A 22,401-nucleotide genomic window follows, 5' to 3' on the forward strand; every position below is an offset into this window, starting at 1 on the left:
GCGCTCTCGGAAGGGAAACGCCGTGAACAAGATCGGGCTCGGGGTCGCCGCGACCTTCACCGCCGAGCCGCTCGGGGACGCCCTGCGGTTCTGGCTCGCGGAACTGGACGTCGAGGGAGACGCCGAGAAGGACGTCGCCTTCGCTCCGTACGGCCAGGTCTTCCCCTCGCTCCTCGATCCGGGCAGCGTGCTCGGCCGGGCCGAGGCCGCCGTCGTGCTGGTCCGGGCCGAGGACCTGGTTGCCGAGGACCTGGTTGCCGGGGATTCGGCCGCCGGGCGGGACGGGCTCGGCGAGGTGGAGGCCGTGGCCACCGACCTCGCCGCCGCGCTGCGGACCTCGGCCCGCGCGTCCGGCAGGCCCCACGTGCTCGTCGTCTGTCCTCCCTCGCCCGAGCACGGCTCGCCCGAGGCCCACGGGCGCCTCACGTCCCGGCTGGTCCAGGCGTTCGAGGGCGATCGGGCGGTCTGCGTGCTCGCCTCCGCCGAGCCGTACGAGCCGGCGCCGGAGGCCGTCCACGACGCCTTCGCCGACCGGACCGGCAACGTGCCCTACACCGACCGCTACTTCGCCGCGCTGGCCGCCGCGGTCACCCGCCGCCTGCACGCCATGACCACCCCGCGTCCCAAGGTCGTCGTCGTGGACTGCGACGGCACGCTCTGGGACGGCGTGGTCGGCGAGGACGGCCCCGACGGCGTGGTCATCGGCCCCGAGCGGATGGAGATCTGGCGGGAGCTGGCCCGCCAGGTCGCCGCGGGCAGGCTGCTGTGCCTGTGCAGCAAGAACGAGGAGAAGGACGTCCGCGAGGTGTTCGCGCGGCATCCGGAGCTGCCGGTCGGCCTGGACGACGTCGCCGCGATGCGCGTCGGGTGGGAGGCCAAGTCGCAGGCGCTGCGCGCGCTCGCCGCCGAGCTCGACCTCGGGCTCGACTCCTTCGTCTTCCTCGACGACAGCCCGGTCGAGTGCGCCGAGGTCCGGGCCGGCTGCCCCGAGGTGCTGACCCTCCGGCTCCCGGCCGGCGCCGCGGAGGCGGCCGCCTTCCTGCGGCACTGCTGGCCCCTCGACCTGGCCGCGGTCACCGAGGCCGACCGCGAGCGCACCCGGCGCTACCAGGAGGAAAGGCGGCGCGAGCAGGCCAGGGGCGATATGTCCCTCGCCGACTTCTTCGCCACGCTCGATCTGCGGGTGACCATCACTCCGGCCGGTCCCGAGCACGAGGCCCGGGCCGCTCAGCTCGCCGAGCGGACCAACCAGTTCAACCTCTCCGGGGCGCGTCGCCTGGACGGCGACGAGAAGTTCGTCGTGGACGTCCGGGACCGCTTCGGGGACTACGGCGTCGTCGGCCTCACCGACGTACGGACGGAGGGGGACACGCTGCGCGCCGGCGCGTTCCTGCTGAGCTGCCGGGCGCTCGGGCGCGGGGTGGAGCACCGCATGCTCGCGCACCTGGGGGCGCTCGCGCGGGAGCGCGGACTGGCCCGGGTCGCCTGGCCTTCCGGGCGACCGAGCGCAACCGACCGGCCAGGGACTTCCTCGCCGCCCTGCCCGCCACGGTGGAGCCGTACGGCGAGGAGGCGGCCTGGTACGTCCTCGACGCGGGCGACGCGGCGGCCGTCGTCCACGCGCCGGGCCCTGCTGAGGAGAGGGCAGCGGGGCCCGCCCGGACCACCGGGACCACACAGGCCACCGAACCGGCGGCCGCTCCCGCGGGCTGGGCGGCCGTAGAACGGATCGCGACCCGGCTGACCGGCGTCGACGCGATCCTCGACGCCATGCGGGCCGCCCGCCCCGTGGCGGAGGTGGCCGGAGCGAGCCCCGTCGAGGCGACCGTCATGCGGATGTGGGCCGAGCTGCTCGACGCGGCGCCGGCCTCGGTGAGCGACGGCTTCTTCCAATTGGGCGGCCACTCGCTGCGGCTGGTGCAGTTCATGGCGCGGGTGCGTGCGGAGTTCGGCGTCGAGCTGCCCTTCGACACGCTCTACACCACCTCGTTCACCGTCGCAGAGGTCGCCAAGGCGATCGAGGAGCGGCAGCTCGCCGACACCGACGAGGAGGAGCTGGCCGGGCTGCTCGACGAGCTCGCGGGCCTGTCGGACGAGGAGATCGACGCGCTGCTCGACTCCGGGAACGGCTGATCCGCATGGCCACGATGCTGCTGAGCACCCACGGCACCAACGGCGACGTGCTCCCGTTCGTACGGATCGGGCGCGAGCTGGCGGAGCGCGGCCACGAGGTCATCGTGATGACGCACTCCTGGTTCGCCGACCGGATCGAGGCCGCGGGTCTCCGGCACCTGCCGATCGACACGGCGGAGGGCTACGACCGGCACCTGGACGACGCCAGGCGCTACATGCTCGATCCGCTGAAAGACCCCGACGGCGTGCTCGCGCTCTACCGGCGCAACGGCCTGTTCGAGCTGCTCGCCGACGAGGTCCGCATGATCGAGGCGCACTACCGGCCGGGGGAGACGGTGGTGGTCGCCCGGCACACCTCGGGCATCGCCGCGCTGATGGCCGCCGAGCTGCGCGGGGTCCCGGTGGCGCTGGTGTCCGTCACGCCCCACCAGTACGTATCGCTGCCGGTGCTCGGGAACCTCTTCCGGCGCGTGCTCGGGCAGGGGTACGACGAGGTCTTCCGGGCGTTCGGCCTGCGCCCGGTCCGCGACTGGGCCGCCTACCTGACGAGCGTCAAGACCCAGCTCGCGCTGTGGCCGGAATGGTTCGACGCGGCGGGCCAGCCGGCGCCGCAGCACGTCGTCCGCTGCGGGTTCGTGCTCGGGGACACGGCGGAGGGGCCGGTCCCCGACTGGGCCGAGCCGCCCGTGCTGATCACCGGTGGCACCGGGCAGGTGCTGCACGATCGGTTCTACGACGTGGCGGCCCGGGCGTGCCGGCGGATCGGAAGGAAGGCCCTGCTGGTGAACCGGCACCCGTCGTTCCTTCCCGAGTCGCTGCCCGACGGGGTGGAGTGGGTGCCCTCGGCGCCGTTCGCCTCGGTCATGCCCCATGTCGCCGCGGTCGTCCATCACGGCGGGATCGGCACGCTCGCCAGGGCGCTGTCGTCGGCTACCCCGCAGGTGCTGCTCGCGCACGGCGTCGACCGTCCGGACAACGCCGAGCGGCTGGACCGCGCGGGTGTCGCGGAGTGGCTGCCGGTGTCGCGCTGGGACGAGGACCGGGCGGCCGCCCTGCTGGTCCGGGCCCTGGACTCCGCGGCCGACGGCGGATATCGGGAGCGGATCGCGGCGCTCGCGGCCGACGCCGCGTCGGGGAACGCCGTGCGCGTCGTGGCCGAGCACGCCGAGGCGCTGATCGGCACCGACGCGGTCATGACGCGGCCGGATCCGCGCGAGCGGCTTGCGCGTCTCACCCCGGAGCAGCGCACCCGCCTGGCCGCCATGGCGCGCGCCCGCCGGGGCGTGTGAAGGAGGGACTCCCGGGTACGCCGAGTTGCCGTACCGACGGAGGGGGACCCATGGGCGGCACGGTGGCGCCGATCTCGCGCTTCGACTACGACAAGGTGGCGATCGTCACCGGGGGCGACTCGGGGATCGGGCGGGCGACCGCGGTGACGCTCGCCGCCCAGGGCTTCGACGTCGGCGTCACCTATCACCGGGACGAGAAGGGCGCGCGGGAGACCGCGGAGCAGGTAGAGGTGCGGGGCCGCCGGGCCGCGGTGCGGCGGCACGACCTGACCGACCCGGTGGCCGCGGCGGCCGTGATCGACGAGCTCGCCGACGAGCTGGGCGGCCTCGGCGTGCTGGTGAACAACGCCGGCACCGGCACGGCCGAGCCGCTGCTGGAGATCGACTACGACCGGTGGCGGTCGGTCCTCGCGGTCGACCTCGACGGGCCGTTCCTGTGCTCGCAGCGGGCCGCCCGCCGGATGATCGAACGCGGCGCAGGCGGCCGGATCGTCAACGTGACCAGCGTCCACGAGGAGTACCCCCGTCTCGGCGCCGGGCCCTACTGCGCGGCCAAGGGCGGCCTGCGGATGCTCAGCCGCACGCTCGCGATGGAGCTGGCCAGGCACGGCATCACGGTCAACACCGTGGCCCCCGGGGAGATCGCGACTCCCATGACCGGGCAGGAGGACCAGCCGCCCCGGCCCGACACCCGGCCCGGCTACCCGCTCGGCCGTCCGGGCGACGCCCGCGAGGTCGCCGCCGTCATCGCCTTCCTGGCCGGGCCGACCGCGTCGTACGTCACCGGCGCGTCGCTGTTCGTGGACGGCGGGCTCGGCCTGATGGGCCCGCAGGCCGCCGGCGACATCGACAAGGACATCTGGGCGAGCGCCTGACGCCCGTCACGCTTCGGGGAGGGCGGCGGCCAGGCCGTCGAGCACCTGCCGCAGTCCGTACGCGAAGAGCCTCTCGTTCTGGTCGGCACGGTGCGGTCCCTCGGCCTCCACCATGATTCGGATCAGCGTGGGGTGGGCGCCCGAGGCGATGATCGAGTCGCCGTACGCGCCCTGGGCGGTCAGCCACGTCTTCGCGTCGTAACCGGCGGCCCGCTGCGCGACCTCGTACGCCACCGAACCGTGCACGAAGATCTGGATCGTGCTCACGGCGGCCAGCATCGCGTCGGGGCCGAGGCCGAGCCCGTCGACCGCGCGCAGCCACGCCTCCAGCCAGCGCAGACTGCCCGGGCCGAGACCGGGCCGCGCCGCCGCGGCGGCCGGAAACCAGGGACGGCGCAGCATGAGCGCGCGCGTCCGCTCGGCGAGTTCGCGCAGGTCCGCGCGCCACTCCCCGGTGGGCTCCGGCGGCGCGTGCTCGCTCAGCACGGCGTCCACCATCAGGTCGATCAGGTCGTCCTTGCTGGACAGATAGCGGTAGAGCGAGGTCGTGCCGGTGCCCAGCTCCGCCGCGACCCTGCGCATGGACACGGCGTCGAGCCCCTCCGCGTCCGCGACCGCCACCGCCGCCCTCGCGATGTCGTCCCTGCTGTGCGCGGGGCGGGGCCCGCGGGCGGCCCGCGCCGGACGGTTCCAGATCGACTCCATTGCGAACAGTGTACGCAGTAGTCTATGATCGGCAACTGCGAACAGTGTTCCCTAGTTTTAGGGGTGATCGTGGACGTCGACGTGGTGGTGGCGGGGGCGGGCCCGGTCGGGCTGACGCTCGCCCGCGAGCTGCGGCTGGGCGGGGTGTCGGTGCTGGTCCTTGAGCGGGAGACCGAGCCCGGGGCGGCTCCACATCGTGGAGTACGGCTCTCCGCCCGCCGACAGGAGCGCGCCGGTCACCGCGGAGGAGATCGCCGGCTGCCTGCGCCGGGTCGCGGGGATCGACCCCGGCATCGTCTCGGTGCGCACCGGCACCAGGTACACCGACGCCACCCGGCAGGCCGCCACCTACCGGGCGGGCCGGGTGCTGCTGGCGGGCGACGCCGCGCACATCCATTCGCCTGCGGGCGGACAGGGCCTCAACCTCGGCATCGGCGACGCGATGAACCTCGGCTGGAAGCTCGCCGCCACCGTACGCGGATGGGCGACGCCTAGCCCGCGCTCGGGCGTCCCGACGCCCGCACGGCGGCGCTGCGGGCCGTGGTCGCCGACCTGCTCGACACCGTGCCCGGCGCGACGTACGTCATGAAGCAGATCTCCGGTGTCGGGCGGCTGCGCGGCCGCGTGGCGCCCGATCTCGTGCTCGACGACGGCAGCCTCCTCGCGGGCCACTGCCGCACCGCCCGCTTCCTGCTCGTCACGCGGGACCCCGGGCTCGCCGCGCGCGCCGAGGGCTTCGCCGACCGTCTCACCGTGCTCCCAGGCCCGGACATGCTCGTCCGCCCGGACGGGTACGTCGCGTGGGCCGGCGAGCCGCCCGCGGACCCGTTCACGCGGTGGCTCGGGCTGAGAGGGCTCGGGCTGAAAGGGCTCGGTGGCTGAGGGGCCTTGTCGCGCGGCCCGGGCGTGGGTGACGATGGCGCCTGAAGACGCGGAGAGTGAGGGCGCCGTGACCAATCCATGGCTCGCGCTTGAGTCCGGGGCCGACGCGGCGGAGCGCACGGGTGAGCTGCGCCGCGCCCATGAGCGCTTCCTGTCGGCCGGGGCGATCGACGGACCGGTACGTTCCCTCGTCGCCGACTCGTGGCGGCGCTCGGCCCGGGCCGTGGACCCGGACGCGCTCGCGCCGCTGGAACTCACCGACGCCGAACTCGAGGAGTATCGCAACGCGCACCCGCTGGTCCAGGTGCTGCCGCTGTTCCGCGACCTGCTGGGCGGCATCGCCGACGACGGGCGGCATCTGCTCGCGGTGTGCGACGCGGCCGGCCGGCTGCTGTGGGTCGAGGGGCATCGCGGGGCGCGGGCGCGGGCCGAGCGGATGAACTTCGTGGCCGGAGCCCGGTGGGACGAGTCCCACGCGGGCACCAACGCCCCCGGCGTCGCGCTCACGGTCGACCATCCGGTGCAGATCTTCGCGGCCGAGCACTTCGCCGTACCGGTGCAGCCGTGGACCTGCGCCGCCGCGCCGATCCACGACCCGCACACCGGCCGCCTGCTCGGCGCGGTCGACGTCACCGGCGGCGACAACCTGGCCAGCCCGTACAGCCTGGCCCTCGTGCAGGCGGCGGCCCGCGCGGCCGAGGCTCACCTCGCGACACTTCCGGCTCCGGCGCTCGCGCCCGCCGTGACGCTCACGGCCCTGGGCCGGGACGACGCCGTGCTCAGCGAGGGCCGCGCCGCATCAGGCTGGGCCCCCGGCACAGCGAGATCGTCGTGCTGCTGGCCTGCCATCCCGAGGGCCTGGGCAGCGACCAGCTCAGCGCGGAGCTGTACGGCGACCGCATGCTGAACCCCGTCACGCTCCGCGCGGAGCTGTCCCGGCTGCGTCATCGGCTCGCCCGCTGCTCGACTCCCGTCCGTACCGGTTGCGGGTGCCGGTGCGGGCCGACTTCCAGGAGCTCGCCGAGCACCTGGCCGCCGCCGACGCCGGCGCGCGCTGCGGGGCCTATCGGGGGGCCGCTCCTGCCCGGCTCCGACGCGCCCGGCGTCGTCTGGCAGCGCCGCCTGCTGGACGACGCGTACGCGACCTGCTGGTGGCCCCGGCGCGACCCCCGCGCTGCTCGAACGGTGGACGCGCACGCCGTGGGGGGAGGGACGACATCGTCGCCTGGCAGGCGCTGCTGGCCGCGCTGCCCGCCGGATCCCCGGCCCGGGGCGCGGGCCGCCCGGCGGGTGCGGGACCTCGACGCGGAGTACGGCCTGCCGTTCAGGTGAGATTCGTGAGCCAGCGGAGGGCGACCGCCGCCGCCAGGCGGGGCGGTACGGTGCCCGCCCCGAGCCCCACGTCGACGAGCAGGTCGAACACCTCGGTGCGGCGGGCGGCGACGGCGATCGCCGCGTCGATGAAGCCGGGGGAGCGGGCGGCCAGGCGGAGCGCGTCGGTGGTGCGCGGTGCCGCCCGAGCGCCCGGCGCAGCCCGTGCCGGTAGGCCCGTAGCGGGTCGTCCGGCGAACCGATCGCCGCCTCGGCGGCCAGCCGCCCCGACAGCAGCGCGTAGTAGATGCCTTCGCCGGTCAGCGGGTTGACGAGGCTCGCCGCGTCGCCCGCCAGCAGCACCCGGCCCGCCCCCGGCACCGGCCGCCCGCTCGACAGCGGCAGGTGATGGGCCCGCAGGTCGCGGACGGGCGACCTGATCTCGCCCAGCAGGGGCAGGAGCCGGGCCAACCGCCCGTGCAGGATCTCGCGCCCCGGCCGGCCGTCTTCTCTCAGCATGGGCAGCAGCAGACCGTAGCCCACGTTGGCCGTGCCGTCGCCCACCGGGAACGACCAGGCATACGCCGGCCAGGCCTCGCTCTGCATGACGATGACCTGCTCGTCGTCGTCCGGCGGCACGTCGGCGTACCCGCGTACCGCGATGGCGGTGTGCCGGTCCGGGCTCGGCGGGACGCCGATCAGCCGCCGTACGGCCGAGTTGGCGCCGTCGGCGGCGACGACCGTGCGGGCGACCAGATGGCCGTCGATCACGACGTGCTCGCCGAGGGCGGTCAGCGTACGCACCCGGTGGCGGCGGACCTCCACGCCCCGCGCCCGCGCCGCCTCGACCAGCCGGGCGTCGAAGACCCGGCGGGGGACCACGTGGTTGGGCCGCGCGACGACGGCCGAGACGCGGGCTCCGCCGGGCGACGTCACCGACAGCCGCGGCGTCGGCCGGTGGTCGTCGAGCAGGCCGGGCAGCCCGAGCCGCGCGAGCTCCTGCCGTGCGTGCGCCGCGATGCCGTCGCCGCAGGCCTTGTCACGCGGGAAGGCCGCCCGGTCGAGCAGCAGCACCCGGCGGCCGGGGTCGAGCTGCCTGGCCCGCAGCGCGGCGGCCGAGCCCGCCGGCCCGGCGCCGACCACCACCAGGTCCCAGACGTCGCTCACATTTACAGACCGTACGTGGAGAAGAGGTTGGTGGTGGGCCAGGACTTCACCGAGTTCGCGGCGGTGTGGAGAAGGGAGTCGATGTCCCCGTAGTTCAGCCCCGAGGCGTCGTCGCGCTGGTCGAACAGCACCACCCAGCTCAGCCCGTCGTAACGCCGGACCATGAGCGTGGAGGTGCCGGCCAGCGACCCCGTGTGCCAGGTGTTGCGGCCTCCGGTGACCGGGCGGACCTGCCAGCCGAGGCCGTAGTACCAGCCGTCGGAGTTGATTCCGATCGACGGCTTGGTGAACGCCTTGGAGATCGACGCCGAGGTCAGCACGCCGGCCGCGTCGAAGAGGGTGGTGAACTTGGCCAGGTCGACGGCTGTGGCGAGCCATCCGCCGTGGGCGGCCATGTTCTCGAGGTTGAACCCGCCGTACGGGAAGGGCACCACGGAGTTGGAGGTGTCGATCACGCTCTTGCCGGTGTACTGGGAGAAGTACGGCACCTCGCCCGATCTGCGGAGGCTCTTCGCGGTCCTGCCGAGCACCATCCGCTTGATCTTGAGGGGTGTCAGCACCTTGCTCTGGACGTAGCTCGCGTACGAGACCCCGCTCGCCTTCTCGATGATCTTCTGCAGGAGGAGGTATCCGTAGTTCGAGTACGCGTACGTCGTCCCGGGGGCGTGGTCGAGCTTGCGGCCGGTGGTGTATTTGATGATGTGCGCCTGGGTGACCGGCAGCGGGACGCCGAGTGCGGCCGCGATCGCCCTGTCGCTGAACATCGGATCGCCCGACACGTCGAGATCCCACCCGCCGAGGTGCTGCAGCAGGTGGGTCACGGTGACGTTGGCGAGGCGCGGGTCGGCGGTCGTGCTCAGCCCCAGCAGCGGCGCGACCTTGGCCGAGAGGCTGAGCTTGCCGTCCTGCGCCAGCTTCAGCACCGCGGCGGCGGTGACCGGCTTGCTCAGGCTCGCGACGCGGAACAGCGAGGTGGGGCCGGCCGCGAACGAGGTGTCCGCCGTCCAGTTGTAGCCCCTCGCGAGCACGAGCTTGCCCTTGCGGACCACGGCCAGGGACGCGTGCGGGATCGTCCGCGCCTGCATGAAGCGCTTCAGCGTGTCGTCGAAGGGCTTGAGCGACGTCGCGCTGCGGCCGGTGACGCTCCACACGCGGGCCGCCGCGCTCGCCGGGGACGCGGGCAGCCCGGTGGCCAGCCCGGCCGTCGCGCCGCCCGCCAGCAGGCGCAGGGCGGCCCTGCGGGAGACGGAAAACGTTTCCGAAGTCATGTCGCGTGATTTTAGGGGAGATTTGACCGCTCATGACCGCTGCTTTGACGGTGCTGCCCTGAGGCTGTGTGCGAAGCGTCTGGAACACGGACGCAACGTGTCGGCAACGTGCCCGCGACTAACGTCCGGGGCGTCAGACCCACACCCTGTCCGGGAGGTCCATCTCATGACCCGTTACGCCGCGCCGGGACAGCCGGACGCCCTCATGGCGTACGAGCAGCGTTACGACCACTGGATCGGCGGCGAGTACGTCCCGCCGCAGCGGGGGCAGTACTTCGAGAACCCCACGCCGGTGACCGGTCAGACCTTCACCGAGGTCGCGCGCGGCACGGCCGAGGACGTCGAGCGCGCGCTGGACGCCGCGCACGGCGCCGCCCCCGCCTGGGGCCGTACGTCCACGACCGAGCGGGCGAACATCCTCAACCGGATCGCCGACCGCATGGAGCAGAACCTGGAGCGGCTCGCCGTCGCCGAGACCTGGGAGAACGGCAAGCCGATCCGGGAGACGCTGGCCGCCGACATCCCGCTGGCCATCGACCACTTCCGCTACTTCGCGGGGGCGATCAGGGCCCAGGAGGGCAGCCTGTCGGAGATCGACGCGGACACCGTCGCCTACCACTTCCACGAGCCGCTCGGCGTCGTCGCGCAGATCATCCCGTGGAACTTCCCGATTCTCATGGCCGCCTGGAAGCTCGCGCCGGCGCTGGCCGCCGGTAACGCCGTGGTCCTGAAGCCGGCCGAGCAGACCCCGGCGTCGATCCACTACTGGATGAGCCTGGTGGCCGACCTCCTCCCGCCGGGCGTCCTCAACATCGTCAACGGATTCGGCGTCGAGGCCGGCAAGCCGCTGGCCTCCAGCGCTCGGGTCGCGAAGGTGGCGTTCACCGGGGAGACCACCACCGGGCGGCTGATCATGCAGTACGCCAGCGAGAACATCAAGCCGGTCACGCTGGAGCTCGGCGGCAAGAGCCCCAACATCTTCTTCGACGACGTGTCCTCCGCCGACGACGAGTTCTTCGACAAGGCGCTGGAGGGCTTCACGATGTTCGCGCTCAACCAGGGGGAGGTGTGCACCTGCCCCTCCCGGGCTCTCATCCAGCAGGGCCACTACCAGCGGTTCCTCGAGGCCGCGGTCGAGCGTACGGAGAAGATCGTCCGCGGGCACCCGCTGGACCAGGCCACCATGGTCGGCGCCCAGGCGTCCAACGACCAGCTGGAGAAGATCCTGTCCTACCTCGACATCGGCCGGCAGGAGGGCGCCAAGGTGCTCACCGGCGGGCACCGCGCCGACCTGGGCGGCGAGCTGTCGGGCGGCTACTACGTCGAGCCGACGATCTTCGAGGGCGCCAACCACATGCGGGTGTTCCAGGAGGAGATCTTCGGGCCGGTGGTCTCGGTGACCTCGTTCACCGACTTCGACGACGCCATCAAGATCGCCAACGACACGTTGTACGGCCTCGGGGCGGGCGTGTGGACCAGGGACGTCAACAAGGCGTACCGGGCCGGCCGGGCCATCCAGGCCGGGCGTGTGTGGACGAACTGCTACCACGCCTACCCCGCCCACGCCGCCTTCGGCGGCTACAAGCAGTCGGGCATCGGCAGGGAGACGCACAAGATGATGCTCGACCACTACCAGCAGACCAAGAACCTGCTGGTCAGCTACTCGCCCTCGAAGCTCGGCTTCTTCTGATGCCCGAGGTGTCCCGCGTGGACCTCACCCCCGCGGCCGCCGACCTCATCCGGCGGCTGCGGGCGGCCCACGGCCCGCTGATGTTCCACCAGTCCGGCGGCTGCTGCGACGGCAGCGCCCCCATGTGCTACCTGGAGGGCGAGTTCCGCACCGGCTCCTCGGACGTGCTGCTCGCCTCGCTGACCGTCGAGGGCGTCGACGAGCCGGTCACGTTCTGGATGTCGGCGAGTCAGTTCGAGCGCTGGCGGCACACCCACCTGACCGTGGACGTCGTCCCCGGCCGGGGCAGCGGCTTCTCCCTTGAGGCGCCCGAGGGCGTGCGTTTCCTGATCCGTTCCCGCCTGCTCACCGACGCCGAACGCGACGTCCTCGACGGCTGACGAACAGCCCACGCCCGCCATCACCCTCTGTGATATGGCCGACACGATGAGCGGCGACTTGATAAGTTCAATTAGCTGTTGGTGGGGCTTATCAAAAAATGCGAGAGGTGGCGCGTGGCGGGCAGAGGCAGGCCGAGCCGGACCACGGTGTACGCACGTCTGGACATGGCGCTCGCCGAACTCAACGACCGGCTCGGCGGCTTGCCCAACCCCCGGGAGGCCCAGGAGATCTGGGACGACATCTGGCATGAAGAGGCTCATCACTCTACGGCCCTCGAGGGGAACACGCTTGTGCTCCGTGAGGTTCGAGCGCTTCTCGACCAGGGCAGAGCGGTGGGAGCGAAAGCCCTCCGCGAGTACAACGAGGTACGTGGCTATGCCACGGCGGCGCAGTGGGTCTACGGACAGGCGCTGGAGCCGGATGCCTGGCACGACGGAAACCTCATCACGATCAACGAGGTCCGGAGGGTACACCATGCGGCGATGACTCCGGTATGGGACGTAGCGCCACATCCGGACGCGACGGATCGAGAGGGGCCGGGAAACTTCCGCGAGCACGACATCATGCCTTTCTCCGAAGGGATGACGCCGCCGCCCTGGCCCTTGGTGCCAGAACAGGTCGGTCAGTGGGTCGCGGACGTGTGTGCTCTAGGCAAGCGGATCGAGGCGGGTGACGAGCTTGAACATCCCCTGCCCGAGGAACTGGCCAGATTGCACAACGGCTTCGAGCGCATCCATCCTTTCCTGGATGGCAATGGTCGTACCGGACGTCTCGTTGTGAATCTCGTTCTCGTCAGGCTTCGCTACCCTCCGATCATCATTCTGAAGCGACAGCGTTCCTCCTACCTTGCGGCCCTGCGGCGAGCGGACAACGGCGACTACGGTGCGCTGGGTGAATTGATCGCACGCGCGATGGAGGACAATCTCAACCGGTTCATCGTCCCGAACATCGCCGGGCCTGCCCGTCTGGTTCCACTGGCGGCGCTCGTCGACGAGGAGTTCAGCCTCGCAGCTCTCCGGCAGGCCGCTCAGCGTGGCCGCCTCAAGGCCGTCCAGGGGTCCGATGGGATCTGGAGGTCCTCACGCAAGTCGGTCGAGGCGTACCGGGCCTCGAAGCACCAGCGGCCGGCGGGGCGCGGATAAGACGCGGTGGAGGCCGCGGCGGGGTGGCCGCGGCCTCCGGGACTTCACAGGGACGTGCCGGTACCTGTGGGTCTGGAGCTAGATCTTGCCGGTGCCCGCGTTGGTGAGGACGTTCGCCTTCACGCCGCTGGGGTTGTCCACCGTGTACGAGTACGGGATGGAGGCGACGCTGCCGGAGGTCTGCGGCGTGCCGGAGTTCACGAAGTAGTTGTTGCGGGCGACGATCGACCCGCCCGGCGACGAGCCCTCGGCGGTGTGGGTGGGCTCGGCGATGTTCTCGAAGTAGTTGCCCTCGACGAGCACACCGGCGCCGCAGGTGGAGGCGATGCCGTAGCTGTAGTCGGTGTAGGACGGGTCCTTGTAGTAGTAGTTGTTGAACACGTGGACCGGGTTGCCGAAGCGCACCCGCGGGTTGCGCTGGGCGCAGGTCTGGAACGCGTTGTGGTGGTACGTCACGCGTAGGTGCCCGGAGTCCTCGGAGCTGTTGCCGTCGCTGTGGCCGACGAGCGAGCACTTGACGTGGTCGTGCAGCTTGCTCCAGGAGACGGTGACGTAGTCGGAGCCGTGCGTGATGTCCAGCAGGCCGTCGTAGTAGTCCGTGCCGTGGCCGGTGTCGCTCGACAGGTCGTTGTGGTCGAGCCACACGCGCTTGGCGTTGTCGAGGTGGATCGCGTCGCCGTTGCCGTTGCCGGCCTGGACCTTCGAGATCTTCATGTTGCGCACGATGACGTTGCTGACGTCACGGATGTTCAGGCCGCAGCCGGTCAGCCCGGAGTTCGCGCCGACGCCGAGGACGGTGGTGTTGCCGCCCACCCGGACGTCCTCGGAGCAGGTGAAGTTGCCGTTCACCTGGACGATCTTCGCGGCGTCGCCCTTCACGGCGGTGGTGAGCGCGGTCAGGGAGGTGACCGTCGTCGTGGCGCCGCCCGCGCCGCCGGTCGTGCCGCCGCCCTGGGTCGCCCAGCCGATCAGCCCCGTGGTGGGCGGGGTGGTCGGGCCGCCCGTGGGCGTGGTGCTCGGCGTGGGCGACGGGCTTCTCGTCGGCGTGACGGTGGGGGTGGACGACGGCTGGGAACCGGCCGGCTGGAGGGTCCACTGCTTGGTGGACACCGAGTCGCAGGAGTTCTGCTGCACCAGCGCGCCCGAGGACGTGGAGTTGTCCTTGGTGTTCAGGCACTTGTCGCTGTTGGCGTTGACCACCTGGTAGTTCGAGCCCGAGGTGGTGAGCTCCCAGGTCTGGGAGGACGCTCCGGTGCACGATTCCTGCTGGACGGCCTTGCCGGCGGAGGTGGAGGCCCCGGCGACCCCGGCGCACTTGCCGCTGTTGCCGGCGGCCACGCGGAAGCCGCTGCCCTGGGACGAGAGGTTCCAGGTCTGGTTGCTCGCGCCGTTGCAACCGGACACCGTGAGCTGCACGCCGTCGGAGGTGCTGCCGCCCGGAACGGTGAGGCACAGGGCGCTCGCGCCGTTCACGATCCGGTAGGCGCCCGCACTGGGCCCCGCACTGGGCGCCGCGTTGGAGACGCCGACGAACACGCCGCCGACCAGGGCGGCGACCCCGGCGAGGGTGCCGATCACCCCGACTCCGGTTCTGGTTCTGGTTCTCAAAGCCGAGCTCCTTGCATGTCGTGCAGGACCCCTGACCGAGGGGGTGACTCCTGGTCCCGCGAAGGGGGCGTTCATCAATGCGAACAGCATTCATGAGGGGGAACAACACGCTACGGACCTGTTAAGCGCCGGTCAACGGATTCGCGCGCGCGGTTTCGAGCCGCCTCGTCGCTCACCCCGGTTGGGCAGGTGGAGGCGGACGGCGGTCCTCTGAGATCATCGTGAAACGTTCACGCCGGACCGTCGGGGGAAGGATGGGCGAGGAGGTGGCATGAGCGAGGAGCGAGGATCCGAGACGCCGTTCAGCGAGTGGCTGCGGTCGGCGAGCGAGCCGGACTGGACGGCGGTGGTCACGCATCCCTTCGCCGCGGGTATCCATGACGGCATCGCCGACATGCGCCGCTACCTTGAGCAGGACTTCCAGTTCGTGGACTCCTTCACGGCGCTGCTCGGCGCCGCGGTCGCGGCGGCCGACACCTTCGAGGCGCGGGTGGCCGTGGGCCGCTTCCTCGGGCAGACCGTCGCCGACACCGAGCACAGCTACTTCCACCGCGCGCTCGCCGAGCTCGGGGGCGAGCAGGCCCCGCCGGAGCCGGTGACGGTCGAGTTCCGGGCCCTGATGGACGAGGTGCGCCTCAGCCAGGACTATCCGCTGATCCTGGCCGTGCTGTGCGTGACCGAGTGGACCTACCTCGGCTGGGCCTCGCGGGCCATCGGGCTCCCGGATGGCTTCGTCCACCGGGAGTGGATCGAACTGCACAGCGGGCCGGAGTTCGAGGCGTGGGTGGGTTTCCTGCGCGGCGAGCTCGACCGGCTCGGCCCCGGCCTCGACGAGAACGGCCGGGCCCGGGTGCTGGACGTCTTCCGCCGGGCGACCACCCTGGAGCGCCGCTTCTTCGACATGGCGCTCGGCTAGACACACAGGGCGGCGAGGCGGCGCAGGGACACGCGCAGGAAGACCGCGCTCACCGGCCCGGCGACCCGCCAGCCGATCCGTCCGGCCAGGCCGAGGGGCACGTGGAGGTGCTCCTCCCAGACGATCCTGCTCCCGCCGCCGGGACGGGGCAGCACGTGGAACCGCCCGACGCCGCGTACGACACGGCCAGTGTGGCGGACCTCCACCTCGTGCGGCGGCCGCCAGCCGGTGACGTCCATCGTGTCCACGAACGACAGCGGGCCGATCCCGGTGGCCGCCGCCAGCCTGCTGCCCCTGCTGTGGCCGTCGCCGGCGACCACCCATGCCCGGGTCAGCAGCATCCACTCGTGCTGCCGGGGCCAGTCGGTCAGCACGGCGAAGACCCGCTCCGGGCTCGCCTGCGCGTCCACCGCCACCGAGAGGATCTCCACCCCGTACGTCCTACCCAGGTGAGCGTCCTATCCCAGGAAGCGGATGTCGCGGGCGGAGGCGTCGCCGGCCGCGAACTCCAGCAGGCGCTCGCCCTCGGCCGCCAGAGCGTCGCGGGTGGCGGCGCCGAGCGGCGCGAACGGCTCGATCTCCAGGACCGCGGTCTCCCCGGCCCGCTCGGTCCGCCGCCGCTCGATCCGCTCCCGTTCGATTCGCCACAGCCCGGCGACGAAACCGTCGACCAGGATCGTCGCGCGGATGATCCCGTTGACCGTGAAGACCCGCAGGCGATGCTCCTCGGCCATCACCCGCGTCCGGTCGGCGTGCGAGAGCAGCAGGTTGTCGAACTCGGGCAGGAACCGCACCGGCGCCTCGGCGTCCGGGCCGGGCAGCGGCGCCCCGGGCAGGTCGAACAGCTCCACCCCGTTCTCGTCCCGGTAGGTGACCAGGTCGAGGCCCTTCACCACCGAGCGCAGCCCGGTCAGGCCCGACCAGGTCTGCATGTCCTTCACCGACGCCGGTCCGAAGGCGCGCAGGTAACGCAGCACCATGTCGCCGGCGGCCGAGCCGTCGCCGAGCGGACGGCCCAGCCATGACTCCGCCGGGACGTGCCGCGCCTGGCCCGAGGCGCCCCACACGCCACGCGGCGGGACCTGCACCAGCGGCACGACCGCGCGTACGGCCTGGGCGAGCGCGTCGCGGCCCGGCCACCGCTGCCCGAGCAGCTCCTCCAGCTCCGCGAAGCTCAGCGGCCGCTCCTCCATCAGGGCGCGGGCGGCGTTCGCCACCTCGCCGAGGTCCACCCCGTCCAGCCGCCTGCCGTACGAGGTGCGCAGCAACCGGTCGAGGAGCGGCTGCATGACCGGGCGCAGGGCGAGGCAGTCGTCGGCGCTGACCAGGTGGATGGTGCCGCGCATCAGCGCGATCCGTACGGCCGCGCGGTCGGTGAGCAGCCCGGCCAGGTCCTCGTGCCGGAAGTCCAGCAGGCGGGTCCACAGGCCGACGTAGGCTGGGAGAGGAGCCTGCGACTGCATGCCCACCAGGTGCTCGATCGCGGCCAGAGCCTTGGCGTCGTGGCGGCGCAGCAGCATCTGGCGGTCGAGCAAGGCGCGGTTGAGTTCGCGTCGGGTCAGCACGCCGCAAACATAACGCCTGGCACCGACAAACCCGGGGGGTGCCGCTGATGATCACCATTGACGTCCCGCTGTGGGCCGCACGGCTGCGGGCGCTGCGCCGCGGACGCCTGTGGAGCCGCCGGGATCTGGAAGAACGGCTGACCGAAGCCGCCGGGGAGACCGAGCCCGGCCTGCCCGCGGACGCGGTGCGCGCATGGGAGGCGGGGGAGCGGCGGCCGGACCCCGGCCACGCGGAGCTGCTGTGCCGCGTGTTCGGCGTCGACGAGGCGGACCTGTTCGTCGGGCCGCAGTCGGGCACCACCCTGTGGCACCACCTGACCGGCATTCCGCTGGTGCCGGGCCTGTTCCCCGAAGAGGAGGAGGAACGGGTCGGCCGGGCCATCGAGCGCCCCTGGCGCGCCGACGCCGGCACGGTCGGCTACTTCGAGCGCGTGCTCGACGCCTGCGCCGTGCCGCACGCGCGGCCGGCCGATCTCGCGGCGGCGCTGCGGCCCGTCTTCGCGGGCATCGAGGCGTTCCGCCATGACGCCCGGCCGTCCGCGCGGGGACCGCTGCTCACGCTCGCCACCCGCGACGCGGAGCTGATCAGCGGGATGGAGCACGAGGCGGGCGACGCGCCTGGGGCACGGGCCTGGTCCGACCGGGCGATCCGCGAGGCGCGCGAGACCGGCGACCCCCTCACCGAGGTCTTCGCGTTGATCCAGCGGGCCGAGCTGGTCGACGCCGCCGAGCCGGGCGAGATCGTCGAGGCGGCCGTGGCCGCCCGGGAGCGTACGGGCGTGTCGGCCGAGGTCGGAACGCTGTCCCGGCGGCGCGAGGCCCGGGCGCACGCGCTGGCGGGCGAGGTGGAGCTGTGCCACCGCTGCCTTGAGGAGTGCCCTGAGGAGTGCTCGGAGGAGCCGGGCGAGACGCGGGCGGAGCTGTGCGCGGGCTGCCTGGTCGACCTCGGCCGGCCGGGCGACGCCATCGAGCTCCTGGAGGGCGAGCCGGCCCCGGCCACACCCGCGTACCTCGCGGCGTACGTGCTGGCCCGCAAGGCGCACGCGTACGCCGAGGCGCACGAGCGGGACCAGGCGGCCGACCTCGCCCGGCGGGCGCTCGCGCTGGCCCGCCGTGCCGGGGCCGCCCGGGCCCTGCGCGAGCTGAGCCGCGTCCATCTGCCGTCCACTCCGGAAGCGCGCAGGCACTCCTTCGTCTGACGGGCGTCAGTGGCCTGTGTGGCTGGTGTGGGCGGGGACGGTGCGGTTCACCCGGCTCTCGGTGCCTGGTTCGACGATCACGAACTGCCCCATCATGCCGGAGTCCTCGTGGCGGAGGATGTGGCAGTGGTACATGTACGGCGAGGCGGGGTCGGTGTGGCCGCCGAACTGGACCGCGAGTCGCACGACGCTCTTGGAAGGCACGTAGACGGTGTCCTTGTAGCCGGTGGCGTAGGCCGGCGGCGCGGAGCCGTCCACCTCCAGCACCTGGAAGGCGACCTCGTGGATGTGGAAGTTGTGGGAGTAGACGTTGTTCTCGATCTCCCAGATCTCGACGGCCCCGGCGGGCACGACCTCGTCGATGCGCGCCATGTCCACCCCCTTGCCGTTGATGGCGTCGTGCCCGCTGAGCTTGAAATGCCGCACCGTGGCGCCGGGGGGTGCGGTGATGGGGGTGCAGGGGGGCCAGGCGGGCGGGGACGGCAGGAGCCGGCTTGAGGTCGGCGGCGGCGACGATCTTCAGTAGGTCGAAGTCGCCCGTGCCGATGTCGACGCCGTTGTCGGCGGTGCGCAACAGCACCTGCTCCCCGGGAGCGAACGCCACGACGATCTCCGCGCGTTCGCCGGGGGTGAGGGAGATCGTCTCGACCTCGACCGGGGCGCCGAGCAGGCCGCCGTCGTTCGCGACGACGTGGAAGCGGCGCTTGTCGGCGAAGACCAGGTTGTACATCCGGGCGTTGGAACCGTTGAGCACGCGGAAGCGCACCCGCTCGGTGGTGACGGTCAGGTGGGGGTTGTAGGTGCCGTTGACGAGGATGTGGTCGCCCAGAATGCCGAAGGTGCCCTTCAGCGGGTCGCCGTCGAAGGAGCCGTCGGCCGCGAACTTCTTGTCCTGCAGGATCAGCGGGAAGTCGTCGACGCCGTAGTCGCCGGGCAGGTCGAGATCGAGGTCCTCGTCGAGGATGAACATCCCGGCCAGGCCCCGGTAGACGTGCTGAGCCGTGGTGCCGTGGGGATGCGGGTGATACCAGGAGGTGGCGGCGGGCTGGTCGATCGTCCAGTGCGGCGTCCAGACGGCGCCCGGCTCGATGGGCTGGTGCGGACCGCCGTCCATCCGGGCCGGCAGGCGCATGCCGTGCCAGTGCACGGTGCTGACCTCGGGGAGCCGGTTGTGTACGGCCATCTGGACCTTGTCGCCGCGGCCGGCGCGCAGGGTCGGGCCGAGGAAGCCTCCGTTGAAGCCCCAGGTGGGCGTCTGCTTGCCGGCGAGGATCGGCGTCCGACCCGCCTGCATGGACAGCTCGAATCGCCGTACGCCGTCCCTGCCCGGCTTGGGGTGGAGCAGCGGGGGCACCCGCAGGGGATTGCGGAAATCGAGGGCGGCCGGGCGAGACGAGGAAGTGGAGTCCGAACCGGAGCTACAGGCGGTCGCGAGGCCCGACAGGGCCGCGATCGTGAGGAATCTACGTCGATGCATGGCGAGCAAACTGTAGTGATCCATCCCGGCCAGGGTTGAATCGCCGGGGCGGGGGAGGCCTTGTTAGGTTGTGGGCGTTTCGCGTGATTCCTCCTTAAGGGGCGCCCATGCCGGCCGGATCCTCGCTGCCGCCTTCCCTGCTCCGGGCGCTGGCCCGGCCGGTCCCGCCGGGGAGTCTGGACGACGTCGAGCACGTCGTCTTCGTCATGCTGGAGAACCGCTCGTTCGACCACTACTTCGGGCGGATGCGCGGGGTGCGGGGGTTCGGGGACCGCAACGCGGTGTCCACCCGGGCCTGGCGGCCGGTCTTCGAGCAGGACGGCGTGCTGCCCTTCTCCGTACGGGAGGCGGCCGAGCGGGCGGGGGCGGACCCGATGCTGCTCGACACGCACGACCACACCTGGCTCGGCACCCAGAACGCCTGGGCCATAGGCTGGAACGACGCCTGGGTGCCCAGCAAGGGGCCCGGCTCGATGGCCTACTACGACCGGCGCGATCTGCCCTTCCACTACGAGCTGGCGGACACGTTCACGATCTGCGACGCCTATCACTGCTCGCTGCTGACCTCGACCACGCCCAACCGCAACTACCACATGACGGGTTACACGGGCTATGAGCCGGGCACCCGGCAGCGCGCGCTGGACAACGTCGCGTCCGAGGGGGCGGAGGGGCATCCGGGCTACGACTGGGGCACCGTGCCCGAGCTGCTGACGCGGGCCGGGCACACCTGGCAGGTGTACCAGGAGTGGGACAACTACGAGTGCAACAACCTCGAGTTCTTCCGGCCGTTCATGGCCGTGATGGACCGGATCGGGCTGGGCAGCATGCGCTCCTTCTACGAGAAGGTCCGGGCGGCGGAGGACCCGGCGCCGCTGCTGGCGGAGCTGGAGGCGCGGGTGGCCGCCCTGGAGCCGGCCGACCGCGACCTCTACGACCGGGCGCTGCGCCGCGCCCCCGCGGGCGGCCTGGCGGAGTGGTTCGCCGCCGACGTGGCCGCCGGGCGGCTGCCCGCGGTGTCGTACGTCGTGCCCTCGCTGGCCGACTCCGAGCACCCCGAGGGGTCGTCGGCCGTGGAGGGCGGACGGGTCGTCTACGAGCTGCTCGACGCACTGGGCTCCCATCCCGAGGTCTGGGCGCGTACCGCCCTGTTCATCACCTACGACGAGAACGACGGCTTCTTCGACCACGTCCCGCCGCCGGTGCCGCCCGACGGCACTCCGGAGGAGTTCGTCGGCGGGCGGCCGATGGGCCTCGGCGTCCGCGTTCCCATGATCGTCGTGTCGCCGTGGAGCGTGGGCGGCCACGTCTGCTCCGAGACGTTCGACCACACCTCGACCGTACGGTTCCTCGAGCGCCGGTTCGGGATCGCGGCGCCCATCGGCGAATGGCGGCGCCGGGTGGCGGGCGACCTCACCTCCGCCTTCGACTTCGCCGCCCCCATGCCCCCGCCTCCCGTGACGGCCGTCGCCGAGCCCCGGCCGGCTCCCGCCGGTGACCGGTGGTATCCGCAGGTGCCCGCCGAGCAGCGGATGCCGGTCCAGGAGCCGGGGGTCAGGCCCGCCCGCGCGCTGCCCTACCAGCCGGACGCCGAGGCGGTCGTGCGCGGGCGGTCCGTGGAGATCGCGATGCGCAACTCCGGCGCGGCCTCCGCCCACTTCATCCTGTACGGCTACCTCGGCGAACTCGCCAAGCCGATGCACTTCGACGTGCTCGGCGCGGCGGAGGAGGTGCTCTACTTCCCCTGCCCGTCGTACGACCTGGTGCTCGTCGGGCCGAACGGGTTCCGCCGGGAGTTCCGCGGCGGGACGGCCGACCCGGTGGAGGTGACCGGCGCGATCGACGCCGCCGCCCGCGCCGTCGTGATCGCCGTGGCGAACCGGAGCGCTTTCCCGGCCGAGGTGTCGGTCACCCCGCTGGCCTACGGCGGGGCGGCGCGTACGGTCGGGATCGCACCGGGAGACACCGCCCGCGTGGAGTGGCACGCGCCCACCGGCTGGTACGACCTGATGATCGGGGTGGCGGGGCACGACGGGTTCGCCCGGCGGCTGATGGGACACGTCGAGAACGGCCGCCCGAGCGTCACGGGGTGACGCCCGGGCCCGGGAAGGCAGGTCAGGCGCGCACGAGCGGCGTGTCGACGAGGTGCTCTGCGAGGAACCACGCCTGCAGTTCGCCCGTGCGGATGACCTGGGAGACGAGCAGGTCGTTGGTGCCGTCGTCGCCCATCTCGTCCGCCCGGGAGGCGGCGTCGTGCGCGGCGACCAGGATCGTCTCGTGCGCCTCCAGGAGCCGGGACAGCATGGCGGGCACCTCCTCCACGCCGTCCGGCGGCCGCGGGATCACGGTCATCTCCGCCACCTGGCGCGGATCGCCGACCGCGACGCCGCCGAGGGTCTGGATGCGTTCGGCGACCGCGTCGATGATCGGCAGCTGCTCGCTCGCATGCTTGTCGAGAAGCAGGTGAAGCTGGTAGAAGGTCGGCCCCCGCATGAGCCAGTGATGCTTCTTGTACAGGCTGTAGAGGATCTGCGTGTCGGCCAGGACCTGGTTGAGCCGCTGGCAGGAGTACTCGCGCGTCTCCCTCGGCAGCCCGACCGGGAAGTCCCGCACGGTACCGAACGCCTGTATCTCGGTGCCCCTCTGGTGGAGCCAGGGCTGGCTGCTCTCACGGACTCTGGAGGAAGGGTTGACGCTCAAGATGTCTCTCCTCGCTCGATCGGTTTATGCCCAATAGGTAGTCTTTCGCCAGCCATGACCTCTAAACACCCTTCTGGGGCCTTTGTCGCCCGGCGA

20 protein-coding genes and 3 pseudogenes are annotated in these 22,401 nt (G+C 72.2%); 14 read left to right on the forward strand and 9 right to left on the reverse strand.

All coding sequences use genetic code 11. The features are described 5' to 3' along the window. Nucleotides 1-22 precede the first annotated feature (22 nt). Genes B1L11_RS24230 through B1L11_RS24245 form a run of 4 tightly spaced genes read left to right on the forward strand, consistent with a single transcriptional unit; the run spans nt 23 to nt 4,297 of the window. Nucleotides 23-1,723, forward strand: a complete 1,701-nt coding sequence (locus tag B1L11_RS24230; protein WP_079316612.1) for an HAD-IIIC family phosphatase — start codon at nt 23-25, stop codon at nt 1,721-1,723. Nucleotides 1,724-1,770: 47 nt separating this feature from the next. Next, on the forward strand, nt 1,771-2,133 hold the full coding sequence (locus B1L11_RS45555; RefSeq protein ID WP_143737500.1) for a phosphopantetheine-binding protein: 363 nt from the start codon (nt 1,771-1,773) through the stop codon (nt 2,131-2,133). 5 nt (nt 2,134-2,138) lie between these two features. Further along, on the forward strand, nt 2,139-3,422 hold the full coding sequence (locus B1L11_RS24240) for a glycosyltransferase (RefSeq protein ID WP_079316614.1): 1,284 nt from the start codon (nt 2,139-2,141) through the stop codon (nt 3,420-3,422). 50 nt (nt 3,423-3,472) lie between these two features. Next, nucleotides 3,473-4,297 carry an SDR family oxidoreductase gene (locus B1L11_RS24245; protein ID WP_079316615.1) on the forward strand — a complete coding sequence of 275 codons (825 nt, stop codon included), beginning with the start codon at nt 3,473-3,475 and terminating at the stop codon, nt 4,295-4,297. Nucleotides 4,298-4,303: 6 nt separating this feature from the next. Here the strand turns inward: B1L11_RS24245 and B1L11_RS24250 are convergent, their stop codons facing one another. After that, entirely contained in the window at nt 4,304-5,002 is a 699-nt protein-coding gene (locus B1L11_RS24250; RefSeq protein WP_079316616.1) for a TetR/AcrR family transcriptional regulator, read from the reverse strand. Nucleotides 5,003-5,026: 24 nt separating this feature from the next. On the opposite strand from B1L11_RS24250, the pseudogene B1L11_RS55090 reads away from it, so the two are divergent. From B1L11_RS55090 to B1L11_RS51755, 4 genes and pseudogenes are all read left to right on the forward strand, one after another. Further along, a pseudogene (locus B1L11_RS55090) lies at nt 5,027-5,146 on the forward strand (hypothetical protein); the annotation flags it as partial. Between the two features lie 16 nt (nt 5,147-5,162). Beyond that, nucleotides 5,163-5,591, forward strand: coding sequence for an FAD-dependent monooxygenase (locus tag B1L11_RS54130; protein ID WP_079316617.1), 429 nt, complete (start codon nt 5,163-5,165; stop codon nt 5,589-5,591). After that, a complete protein-coding gene (locus B1L11_RS24260; RefSeq protein ID WP_079316618.1) occupies nt 5,543-5,884 on the forward strand; it encodes a hypothetical protein in 342 nt (113 codons plus the stop codon). Before B1L11_RS54130 ends, B1L11_RS24260 begins: the two co-directional genes overlap by 49 nt. 436 nt (nt 5,885-6,320) lie before the next feature. Continuing rightward, a pseudogene (locus B1L11_RS51755) lies at nt 6,321-6,530 on the forward strand (transcriptional regulator); the annotation flags it as partial. A gap of 56 nt (nt 6,531-6,586) precedes the next feature. On the opposite strand, the gene B1L11_RS51760 reads toward B1L11_RS51755, so the two are convergent. Beyond that, complete coding sequence (locus B1L11_RS51760) at nt 6,587-8,362, reverse strand: NAD(P)/FAD-dependent oxidoreductase (protein WP_256862836.1); 1,776 nt, start codon at nt 8,360-8,362, stop codon at nt 6,587-6,589. A 2-nt stretch (nt 8,363-8,364) separates the two neighbouring features. Next, nucleotides 8,365-9,630 carry a serine hydrolase gene (locus tag B1L11_RS24275; protein ID WP_079316619.1) on the reverse strand — a complete coding sequence of 422 codons (1,266 nt, stop codon included), beginning with the start codon at nt 9,628-9,630 and terminating at the stop codon, nt 8,365-8,367. 166 nt (nt 9,631-9,796) lie between these two features. On the opposite strand from B1L11_RS24275, the gene adh reads away from it, so the two are divergent. The 3 genes from adh to B1L11_RS24290 all read left to right on the forward strand — a co-directional run bounded on the left by adh (nt 9,797) and on the right by B1L11_RS24290 (nt 12,843). Further along, nucleotides 9,797-11,320: an aldehyde dehydrogenase gene (adh, locus tag B1L11_RS24280; protein WP_079316620.1), complete on the forward strand. Its 1,524-nt coding sequence runs from the start codon at nt 9,797-9,799 to the stop codon at nt 11,318-11,320. Then, nucleotides 11,320-11,700: a DUF779 domain-containing protein gene (locus B1L11_RS24285; protein ID WP_079316621.1), complete on the forward strand. Its 381-nt coding sequence runs from the start codon at nt 11,320-11,322 to the stop codon at nt 11,698-11,700. Before adh ends, B1L11_RS24285 begins: the two co-directional genes overlap by 1 nt. Nucleotides 11,701-11,847: 147 nt before the next feature. Next, a complete protein-coding gene (locus B1L11_RS24290) occupies nt 11,848-12,843 on the forward strand; it encodes a Fic family protein (protein WP_256862837.1) in 996 nt (331 codons plus the stop codon). A gap of 78 nt (nt 12,844-12,921) precedes the next feature. Here B1L11_RS24290 and B1L11_RS24295 read toward each other — a convergent pair whose 3' ends face one another. Next, entirely contained in the window at nt 12,922-14,451 is a 1,530-nt protein-coding gene (locus B1L11_RS24295) for an RICIN domain-containing protein (protein WP_256862838.1), read from the reverse strand. Between the two features lie 271 nt (nt 14,452-14,722). Here B1L11_RS24295 and B1L11_RS24300 point away from each other — a divergent pair, with 271 nt between their 5' ends. Then, on the forward strand, nt 14,723-15,367 hold the full coding sequence (locus B1L11_RS24300) for a TenA family protein (protein ID WP_079316623.1): 645 nt from the start codon (nt 14,723-14,725) through the stop codon (nt 15,365-15,367). On the opposite strand, the gene B1L11_RS24305 is transcribed toward B1L11_RS24300, so the two are convergent. Continuing rightward, nucleotides 15,364-15,798 carry an SRPBCC family protein gene (locus B1L11_RS24305; protein WP_079316624.1) on the reverse strand — a complete coding sequence of 145 codons (435 nt, stop codon included), beginning with the start codon at nt 15,796-15,798 and terminating at the stop codon, nt 15,364-15,366. The two genes, B1L11_RS24300 and B1L11_RS24305, sit on opposite strands and share 4 nt — an antisense overlap. Before the next feature lie 27 nt (nt 15,799-15,825). Continuing rightward, nucleotides 15,826-16,932 carry a winged helix DNA-binding domain-containing protein gene (locus B1L11_RS24310; protein WP_256862839.1) on the reverse strand — a complete coding sequence of 369 codons (1,107 nt, stop codon included), beginning with the start codon at nt 16,930-16,932 and terminating at the stop codon, nt 15,826-15,828. Nucleotides 16,933-16,979: 47 nt separating this feature from the next. On the opposite strand from B1L11_RS24310, the gene B1L11_RS24315 reads away from it, so the two are divergent. Next, nucleotides 16,980-18,131: a helix-turn-helix transcriptional regulator gene (locus tag B1L11_RS24315; protein ID WP_143737502.1), complete on the forward strand. Its 1,152-nt coding sequence runs from the start codon at nt 16,980-16,982 to the stop codon at nt 18,129-18,131. A gap of 6 nt (nt 18,132-18,137) precedes the next feature. Here B1L11_RS24315 and B1L11_RS48545 read toward each other — a convergent pair whose 3' ends face one another. Then, nucleotides 18,138-18,557 (reverse strand): multicopper oxidase domain-containing protein, encoded by a 420-nt coding sequence (locus tag B1L11_RS48545; protein WP_218671274.1) that lies wholly within the window; start codon nt 18,555-18,557, stop codon nt 18,138-18,140. 229 nt (nt 18,558-18,786) lie between these two features. Next, nucleotides 18,787-19,632 (reverse strand): annotated as a pseudogene (locus B1L11_RS55095) (multicopper oxidase family protein); the annotation flags it as partial. A gap of 83 nt (nt 19,633-19,715) precedes the next feature. Between B1L11_RS55095 and B1L11_RS24325 the strand changes: the two are divergent. Beyond that, nucleotides 19,716-21,698 carry a phosphocholine-specific phospholipase C gene (locus tag B1L11_RS24325; RefSeq protein WP_143737503.1) on the forward strand — a complete coding sequence of 661 codons (1,983 nt, stop codon included), beginning with the start codon at nt 19,716-19,718 and terminating at the stop codon, nt 21,696-21,698. Nucleotides 21,699-21,720: 22 nt separating this feature from the next. Here B1L11_RS24325 and B1L11_RS24330 read toward each other — a convergent pair whose 3' ends face one another. After that, entirely contained in the window at nt 21,721-22,305 is a 585-nt protein-coding gene (locus B1L11_RS24330; protein ID WP_079316626.1) for a Dps family protein, read from the reverse strand. Nucleotides 22,306-22,401: the final 96 nt, after the last annotated feature.

The sequence above is a fragment of the Microbispora sp. GKU 823 genome, from assembly GCF_002027145.1.
GTDB classification, from domain to species: Bacteria; Actinomycetota; Actinomycetes; order Streptosporangiales; family Streptosporangiaceae; genus Microbispora; species Microbispora siamensis.